This is a genomic window from Amycolatopsis sp. NPDC114484 (assembly GCF_055633755.1).
This window is the reverse complement of record NZ_JBVKDQ010000055.1, coordinates 1-8,572: the sequence shown is the minus strand read 5'-3', so window position 1 is coordinate 8,572 and position 8,572 is coordinate 1. Positions and strand designations below refer to the sequence as shown.

Here is an 8,572-nt window from a genome sequence, read left to right as displayed (position 1 = left end):
AACCCCAAGCCGTTCGTGTGGACCAAGACCGCCGAAGAGATCATCGATTCACTCGCACGATATTGCCAACGAATTTCAGGCGCAGGACACTAGCGGAAGACGGTCGTTCAGCGAAGCACCGGAAGCCGTTGCCGGACAGGGAAAGGTCACCTCGTCGCACTGTCGGCGAGGTGATCCTTCCCTGCGGAAAACCAGCGGCGAGGCGGTCGGCGGCCACGTGGTGTTCGCCCGAGGGTGGCGGCGGCGCCGCCGGTCGGCCATGCTCTGGGGGAGATCGTCGCGGCGTGCGTGGCGGGGTGCGTGGTACTCCATTGTGGACCGTGGTGGGCGTCGGCCGGGACGGCGGATGACGGCGACCACCTCGGTACCAAGGGAGCGGCGTTCCGGTGGCGGATGAAGAGAAGCCTCACGACTGCCTCAAGGGCGTGACCGCCGAACTGCGGCGGACGCGCGAACGGCTGCGCGACCTTGAGACCGGCGGCCGGGAGCCGATCGCGATCGTCGCGATGGCGTGCCGTTTTCCCGGCGGGGTGAGCACTCCCGGGCAACTGTGGGAACTGGCGCGCGCTGGCGGCGCCGCCGTCTCCCCGCCGCGCGGCCGGAGCCGCCCCGAGCTGCCGGACGGATTTCTTTCCGGGACAACGGATTTCGACGCCGACTTCTTCGGCATCTCCCCGGGCGAGGCGCTGGCCATGGACCCCCGGCACGGATTGGTGCTGGAAACCTCCTGGGAAGCCTTCGAACGCGCCGGCATCGACCCGGCCACGCTGCGCGGCAGCTTGACCGGAGTGTTCGTCGGATCCGACGGCCAGGATCGCGCTTCCGCCTCCAGCGTGCCCACGAGAGCGACCGGCAGCGGTCTGTCCGGCCGGGTATCGGGCACCTTCGGACTGGAGGGGCCCGCGGTCACGGTGGACACGGCGTGCTCGTCTTCGCTGGTGGCACTGCATTGGGCGGGACAGTCGCTGCGGGCCGGGGAATGCGACCTGGCACTGGCGGGCGGGGCGGGCTGGGCCGAGGGCACCGGGATGGTGCTGGTCGAGCGGCTGTCCGACGCCGAACGCAACGGACATCCGATTTTGGCCCTGCTGCGGGGTTCCGCGGTGAACCAGAACGGGCTGGCCGCCCCGAACGGTCCGGCGCGGCAGCGGGTGATCCATGCCGCGCTGGCCGGTGCGGGCTTGGCCCCGTTCGAAGTGGACGTGGTGGAGGCGCACGGGACGGAGACGGCTCCGGCCGAAGCGCGAGCGCTCCCTTCGACCTTCGGGCGATGCCGGGACGAGCCGTTGTGGCTGGATTCGGCGAAGCCGAACAGCAAGCTCCCGCAAGCAGTCGCGGGAGTGGCCGGAGTGATCAAGATGGTCGAGGCGATGCGGAACCAGGCGTTGCCGAAGGCCCTGGACGCCGACCAGCACGGCTCCGTGCTGGAATTGCCTTCCAGCGCAAGGGATTGGTCGCGGTCCGAACGGCCGCGCCGCGCCGCTGTGTCGTCGTTCGGGCTTGGCGGAGCCAACGTCCACGCCATCCTCGAGGAACCCCCGGCGGCAGCCAAACCGCACGCGGCCGCCGAGGACGACACCCTGCTCTATCCGTTGCCCTGGCTGGTTTCGGCGCGCACCGAACCGGCGCTGCGCGCGCAGGCCGAGCGGTTGTGCGCCTGGCTGGCCGCCGAGCCCGGCACGAGCCCCGCCGATGTCGGGTTCTCGCTCGCCACGACCCGTTCCGCGCACGAACACCGCGCGGTCATCGTGGGCGGCGACCGGGACGAACTGGTCGACGGGCTGACCGCGCTGGCTCGCGGCGAGGCCGATCTCGGACTGGTCCGGGGGACCGCCGCCGGGGCGGGCCGGGGCGTCGTGTTCGTCTTTCCCGGACAGGGCGTGCAGTGGGCGGGCATGGCCGTCGAATTGCTGGACTGCGCCCCGGCCTTCACCGAACAGCTGGCGGAGTGCGCGGCGGCGCTGTCGGGCTGTGTGGACTGGTCGCTGCTGGATGTCGTGCGGGGTGTGGACGGCGCGCCCTCGCTGGAGCGCGTGGATGTCGTGCAACCGGCGCTGTGGGCGGTGATGGTGTCGCTGGCGGCACTTTGGCGTTCGCACGGTGTCGAACCCGCGGCGGTGGTGGGGCACGCGCACGGCGAGATCGCCGCGGCGTGTGTCGCAGGCGTGCTGAGCATCGCTGACGGCGCGAAGGCGGTGGCGTTGCGGAGCCAGGCACTCGCGGCTTTGTCCGGCACCGGCGGGATGGCCTCCGTGGCCGCGCCGGCGGAGCAGGTGAGCCGCTGGCTCGAGCCGTGGGGCGAACGGCTGTCGCTGGCGGCGGTGAACGGCCCGGCGTCGGCTGTGGTCTCCGGGCAGCCGGCGGCTCTGGACGAGTTCCTCGGGGCTTGCCGGGTGAGCGCCGTGCGCATCCGCGAGGCCGAGGTGGACTACGCCGCGCATTCGCCGCAGATGGAAGCGATCCGCTCGCCGCTGGCACAGGCGCTCGCCGGGATCCGGCCCGGACGCGCGGCGGTGCCGATGTGCTCGACCCTCACCGGCGGTCTGGTCGAGGGTCCGGAACTCGGTGCCAAGTACTGGTACGACAACCTGCGCGGCCAGGTGCGCTTCGCGCCGGCGATCCAGGCTCTCGCCGACTCCGGGCACCGGGTGTTCGTCGAGGTCAGTCCGCATCCGGTGCTCATCCCCGGCATCGAGGACCTGCTCCGCGAGGCCGGGGTGGCGGGAACGGTCGTGGGCACCCTGCGCCGGGATCACAGCGACCGGCAGCGGTTCCTGAGCGCCGCCGCCGAACTGCACGTCAACGGCGTGCGGGTGCATTGGCCCGCGGCCTTCGACAACCGTTGCGTGTCGCGGGTCGACTTGCCCACCTATGCGTTCCAGCGTCAGCGTGCCCGAGGCCGGTGCGAGGCCGGGCACCCGCTCCTCGGCACGGCGTTGCCGCTGGCCGGCGCGAACGGTGTGGTGTTCACCGGCAGACTCTCCCCGCAGACGCATCCGTGGCTGGCCGAGCACGCCATCGGGGACACCGTGCTGGTGCCCGGCTCCGCGCTGGTGGAACTCGCGCTCCGCGCGGGCGGCCAGGCGGAGTGCCCGGTGCTTGCCGAGTTGACCCTGCAGGCCCCGCTCGTGCTTCCGGCGAACAGCGTTGTCGAGCTTCAGGTCGCGGTCGGCGGGCCGGAAGAGGGCGGACGCAAGGTCGAGATCCACTCCCGGACGGACGGCGACCGCACCTGGACGCGGCATGCCGCCGGATTGCTCGGCGACCGGCTCGCCGGACCCGGCCCGGAGGCACCGGAGTGGCCGCCGCCGCATGCCGAACCGGTGGACGTCGCCGCCACCTACTCGGCGCTGGCGGAGGCCGGTTTTGGCTACGGGCCGCTGTTTCAGGGCTTGCGATCGGTGTGGCAGCGTGACGGCGAGGTGTTCGCGGAGGCCGCTCTGCCGGAGGAAGCGCGGGACGATGCCGCGCGTTTCGGCGTGCATCCGGCGCTGCTGGATTCGGCTTTGCACGCGCTGGCCGGACGCGGCGGCCAGCCCTTCGCTTGGAGCGGCGTCACCCTGCACGCCCCGGGTGCCACGGCGTTGCGGGTCCGGCTGAGCCCCAACGGTTCCGCGGGCTTCGCGCTCGCGGCCTGGGACGAGTCCGGCAGTGCGGTGCTCTCCGCCGACTGCCTGGAGATGCGCCCCGCGGTCCCCGAACAATCCCGCGCCGCCGAACCGCTCCCGCTGTTCCGCCCGAGCTGGCACGCCGTCCCGGTCCGGCCCTCGGCGACCGGGATCGTCTGGTCCGATGTGGACTCGGTGGCCGAATTATGCGCCTCCGGCGAGCTTCCGCCGAGAGTCGCGGTCGAAGTGTCCGGTGAACGGCCGGGCACTGTGCTGGAACTCCTGCACACCTGGCTGGCCGCCGGATCCGCTTCCCGGCTCGTCGTGGTCACCCGTGGCGCGGCCGGGATAGATGTGCCCGACCTCGCCGCCGCGCCGGTGTGGGGCCTGGTCCAGGCCGCCCAGTCCGAACACCCGGGCCGGTTCGCGCTGGTGGACCTGGACGAATCGGCCGGTCGCGGTGCGCTGGCCGTCCAGCCCGAATCGAACGAACCGCAACTAGCGGTGCGCGGCGGCGAATACTTCGTCCCCCGGCTGGAGCGCGCCTGCGCCACCGCGGCCCGGCCGGTCGAATTCGCCGAGGACGGCACGGTGCTGATCACCGGAACCGACGGCGGACTGGTCGCCGGGCACTTGGTCCGCGCGTACGGCGTGCGACGACTCCTTCTGCTGGGCGGGACCGACGCGGTGGCCGAGGAACTGTCCGATTTGGGCGCCGAGGTCCGGCGGACGACGTGCGACATAGCCGACCGGACGGCGCTTTCCGCAGTGCTGAAAGACATTCCGCGACTGACCGGCGTAGTGCACACCGCCGTTGTTCCCAACGAGTGCATGGTCGATTCCCTCACCCCCGACGATCTGGACCGGGCGCTGCGGTCGCAGGCTCTCGGCGCGTGGCATCTGCACGAGCTGACCCAGGACCTCGATCTGTCCGCGTTCGTGCTGTTCTCCTCCGCGACCGGCCTTCTCGGGGCAAGGGGGCAGGCGAGCCGCGCCGCGGCGAACGCGTGCCTGGACGCGGTGGCACACCACCGCCGCGCTGCGGGACGGCGAGCGACGTCGCTGGCGTGGGGTCCGTGGGCCGATCGGCTGGGTGGGTTCGACTGGTTGTCCCGCAACGGGATCCGTTCGCTGAGCGTCGAGCAGGGGCTGGAGCTGTTCGACGCGGCTTTGGCTTGCGAGGAACCGCTGCTTGTTCCGGTTCGGTTCGATCTCCTCGCTTTGCGCGACGGGTCGCACTCTGCGGAAATGCCGCCGGTGCTGCGTTCTCTGGCCCCGGATCCGGCGCGCAGCCGATGAGGCCGGACAAGCGCGTTGGTCGACCGGGCGGCCAAGGCTGGGTATCGTCGGGCCGCGCGCACGTGGCCTGCGGACGTTTCCCCGCAACGGATTCCCGCGCACTGGGCGGACCGGCGGCGTTGCCCCGACCGACGGCGTTCCGGGTCCCGCGCTTGAGCTGAAAGGGGATTCCCGATGGAGGTGTCATGTCGAAGGACCACACAGCCCACCGGCTGACGGTTTTGGGCGCGGGCGTGATGGGCATAGGAATCACCACGCTCGGACTCGGGTTCGGCCTTCCGGTCACCTTGGTCGACGTCGACGAGACCACGCTGGCGGCGGCTCGCCGGAAGATCCGCCAGCAGCTGAAACTGGCGCAGATCATGGGCACGCTGCCCGACGGCACGGAACCCGGCGAACTCGTCACGACGGTCTCGCTGGAGGAAGGCGCGGAAGCGACCGTGGTCATCGAAGCGGTGACGGAGCTGACCGACGTCAAAGCCGCCGCGCTGGCCAAGGTTTCCGCGCTGCTCAGCCCCGGAACGCCGGTGGTGACCAACACGTCGTCGATCCCGGTCGACGAACTGGCGGATTCGGTGGCTCGTCCCGAGGATTTCCTCGGGACCCATTTCATGAACCCGCCCTATCTCATCCCGATGGTCGAGGTGATCCGCGGGCGGCGGACCGGGGCCGGGGCGGAGGCGACGCTGAAGTCCGCGCTGCAGCGGCTCGGGCGCACCCCGTTGGTGGTCAGCGACAATCCGGGTTTCGTGACCAGCCGGGTGCTGCACCCGATGCTCAACGACGCGGTGCGGGTCGTGCAGGAGGGCACCGCGCCGCCGGAGACCGTCGACGCGCTGTTCGAGGGCTGTCTCGGCCACCGCACCGGCCCGCTGCGCACGGCGGACCTGATCGGCCTCGACAACCTCGCCGACTCGCTGCGGGTGCTCTACGAGCGCACCGGCGACGAGGGATGCAAGCCGAACGAACTGCTGCTGCAGAAAGTCCGGGAAGGCGACCTCGGCCGGAAGAGCGGCCGCGGCTTCTACGAGTACGGGGGACAACTTTCATGACCACGACGCCGGAGCAGGACCTCGAGCTGACCTCGGCGGCGATCGAGGAGAAGATCCTCGGTTTCCTCGCGGAACGCACCAAGACCGTCTGGGAACCCGAGGCGGACCTCTTCGAATCGGGCACGGTGTCCTCGCTGTTCGCGATGGAGCTGGTCGTCTTCCTGGAGGGCGCCTTCGACGTCGAGATAGCCGGCCCCGACCTCAAACTGGTCAACTTCCGCACCGCGCGGATCATGGTGGGCCTGGTCGAGCGCCTGCGGGCGGAAGAGGCCGAGGACGGTCGTGGCTGACCGGTCGCCCGAACTCCGCGCCCTCGCCGGCGGCCTGATCGGCGACCAGCCCGACGCGTGGGACCGGGCCGGGGCCATCCCGGAAGACCTGGTGCGCAAGCTCGCCAGCGCGGGCGCCCTGTGCGCCGAGGTGCCCACCCGGTACGGCGGTCTCGGCCTGAGCAGCGCGGACAGCGGCGAGTTCACCGCGTACGTCGGCAGCCGGTGCAGTTCGCTGCGCAGCCTGATGACGTCCCAGGGCATGGCCGCGTGGACCGTCCAGCGGCTCGGCGACCGGGCGCAGCGCGCGGAGTTCCTGCCCCGGCTCACCTCGGGCGAACTGGCCGCCGTCGGATTCAGCGAGACCGGCGCGGGAAGCGATCTGTCCACTATGGACACCGTGATCCGCCCGGACGGCGATTCGGTGCTCGTGGACGGGCACAAGGTCTGGGTGACCGCCGCGGACTACGCGGACCTGCTCGTGGTGTTCGGCCGCTACGAGGGCGGGGCCGCGGCCGCGGTGGTGCCCGCCGGGACGCCCGGGGTGCGTGTCGAGCGGGTTCCGGAACCGTTGGGGTGCCGGGCCGCCGGGCACGCGAACATCCGGCTCGACGGAGTCCGGATCCCGGCCGCGAACGTACTCGGCGGGGCTGGTCAGTCGACCGCGATGCTGGTCACCACCGCGCTGGCCTACGGCCGCATTTCCGTTGCCTGGGGCTGCGTCGGGATCCTCCGCGCCTGCCTCGCCGAGGTGACCCGGCACGCCGCCTCGCGCGAACAGTTCGGGAAACTGCTGGGGCAGCATCAGCTCGTCGCGCGGCATGTGGCCGAACTGGTGGTGGCCGAGCAGTCCGCGACTCGCGCGTGTGAACATGCCAGCCGGTGCTGGGACGAGCGCTCGCCGGAGATGGTGCTGGCAACTGTGCTGGCCAAGTACGTGAGTTCCCGGCACGCGGCCGACGGTGCCGCTTCGGCGGTTCAGGTGCTGGCGTCGGCGGGGGCGCGGGACAGCCATCCGGTCGCCCGCGCGTACCGGGACGCGAAGCTGATGGAAATCATCGAAGGCAGCAACGAAATCTGCCAGCTGATCCTGTCCGAGCACGTGCTCGCTGGCGCGAAACGGGAGGAAGATCGGTGAGCGACACGACTTCGATGGTGAAATGCCTCGTCTGGGACCTGGACAATACGTTGTGGCAGGGCACCTTGCTCGAGGACGACGAGGTGCGGCTGCCGGACGAGATCCGGAAGACGATCGTCGAATTGGACGCTCGGGGGATCTTGCAGGCGGTGGCCAGCAAGAATGACCACGAGCCTGCTTGGCGGCGGCTGGAGGAGCTGGGGGTCGCGGAGTATTTCGTGCTCGCCCGGATCGGCTGGGGGCCGAAATCGGCTTCGGTGCGGGCTATTGCCGAGGAGCTCAACTTCGCGGTGAAGACGATCGCGTTTATTGACGACCAGCCCGCGGAGCGGGCCGAGGTGGAGTTCCATCTGCCTGAGGTGCGGTGTTACGACGCGGGGCAGGCGGTGGGGCTGCTCGGGCTTCCGGAGTTCACGCCTCGGGCTCGGACGGTTGATTCCGGGAAGCGGCGTGAGATGTACCAGGCCGGGTTTCGGCGGGAGGCCGAGCGGGCTGAGTTCACCGGGCCGGACGAGGAGTTTCTGCGGTCGCTCGAGCTGGAGATGCGGATTTTCCCGGCTACTGAGGAGCAGTTGAGCCGGGTTGAGGAGCTTACGCTGCGGACCAGCCAGATGAATGCCACTGGGGTGCATTACTCCGATGAGACGTTGCGGGGGTTGCTGGCGGATCCGGGGCATGAGGTGCTGGTGACTACCCTGGATGATCGGTTTGGCACGCATGGGGCGGTTGGGGTTTTGCTGGTGGAGCGGCATTCCCGGGTTTGGCATGTGAAGTTGCTGGCTACTTCTTGCCGGGTGGTTTCTTTTGGGGCCGGGGCGGTTATTTTGAACTGGCTTGCCGATCAGGCCGCTCGGGCGGGGGCGCATGTGGTGGCTGATTTTCGGCGGACTGAGCGGAATCGGATGATGGAGATCGCTTATCGGTTCGCTGGGTTTGATGAGGCTGATTGTGGGTGTCGGGGGGAGATTGTGGGGGGCGGTGAAGGAGTGGAGCGGTTGCATTTGGTGGCGGAGAGGCGGGAGTTGCCTGTGACTATGCGGTTGGTTGCTGCGGATCTTGGGTAGTGGGGGCGGCTCGTCGCCTGGCGGCGACGTTGCGCCCGGGGGCTGCGTGGGGCACCCCGAAGCCCATTGTGATGACGGACGGCGGGTGCTTGTCAAGGCGGGAAAGATGCCTTGACAAGCACCCGCCGTCCGCATTTTTGGC

5 protein-coding genes are annotated in these 8,572 nt (G+C 70.3%); all 5 read left to right on the top strand.

Going from position 1 to position 8,572, the window contains the following annotated elements; all coding sequences use genetic code 11:
• Positions 1-386 precede the first annotated feature (386 nt).
• The 5 genes from ACZ7SW_RS46670 (at position 387) to ACZ7SW_RS46650 (ending at position 8,430) form a co-directional block, all read left to right on the top strand.
• Positions 387-4,907, top strand: a complete 4,521-nt coding sequence (locus ACZ7SW_RS46670; protein ID WP_470236822.1) for an acyltransferase domain-containing protein — start codon at positions 387-389, stop codon at positions 4,905-4,907.
• 185 nt (positions 4,908-5,092) lie between these two features.
• Complete coding sequence (locus ACZ7SW_RS46665; protein ID WP_470236821.1) at positions 5,093-5,959, top strand: 3-hydroxyacyl-CoA dehydrogenase family protein; 867 nt, start codon at positions 5,093-5,095, stop codon at positions 5,957-5,959.
• Positions 5,956-6,249 carry an acyl carrier protein gene (locus tag ACZ7SW_RS46660; RefSeq protein ID WP_470236820.1) on the top strand — a complete coding sequence of 98 codons (294 nt, stop codon included), beginning with the start codon at positions 5,956-5,958 and terminating at the stop codon, positions 6,247-6,249. The genes ACZ7SW_RS46665 and ACZ7SW_RS46660 overlap by 4 nt, the downstream gene beginning before the upstream one ends.
• Positions 6,242-7,366 (top strand): acyl-CoA dehydrogenase family protein, encoded by a 1,125-nt coding sequence (locus ACZ7SW_RS46655; protein ID WP_470236819.1) that lies wholly within the window; start codon positions 6,242-6,244, stop codon positions 7,364-7,366. Before ACZ7SW_RS46660 ends, ACZ7SW_RS46655 begins: the two co-directional genes overlap by 8 nt.
• Positions 7,367-7,380: 14 nt before the next feature.
• On the top strand, positions 7,381-8,430 hold the full coding sequence (locus ACZ7SW_RS46650; RefSeq protein ID WP_470236823.1) for an HAD-IIIC family phosphatase: 1,050 nt from the start codon (positions 7,381-7,383) through the stop codon (positions 8,428-8,430).
• Positions 8,431-8,572: the final 142 nt, after the last annotated feature.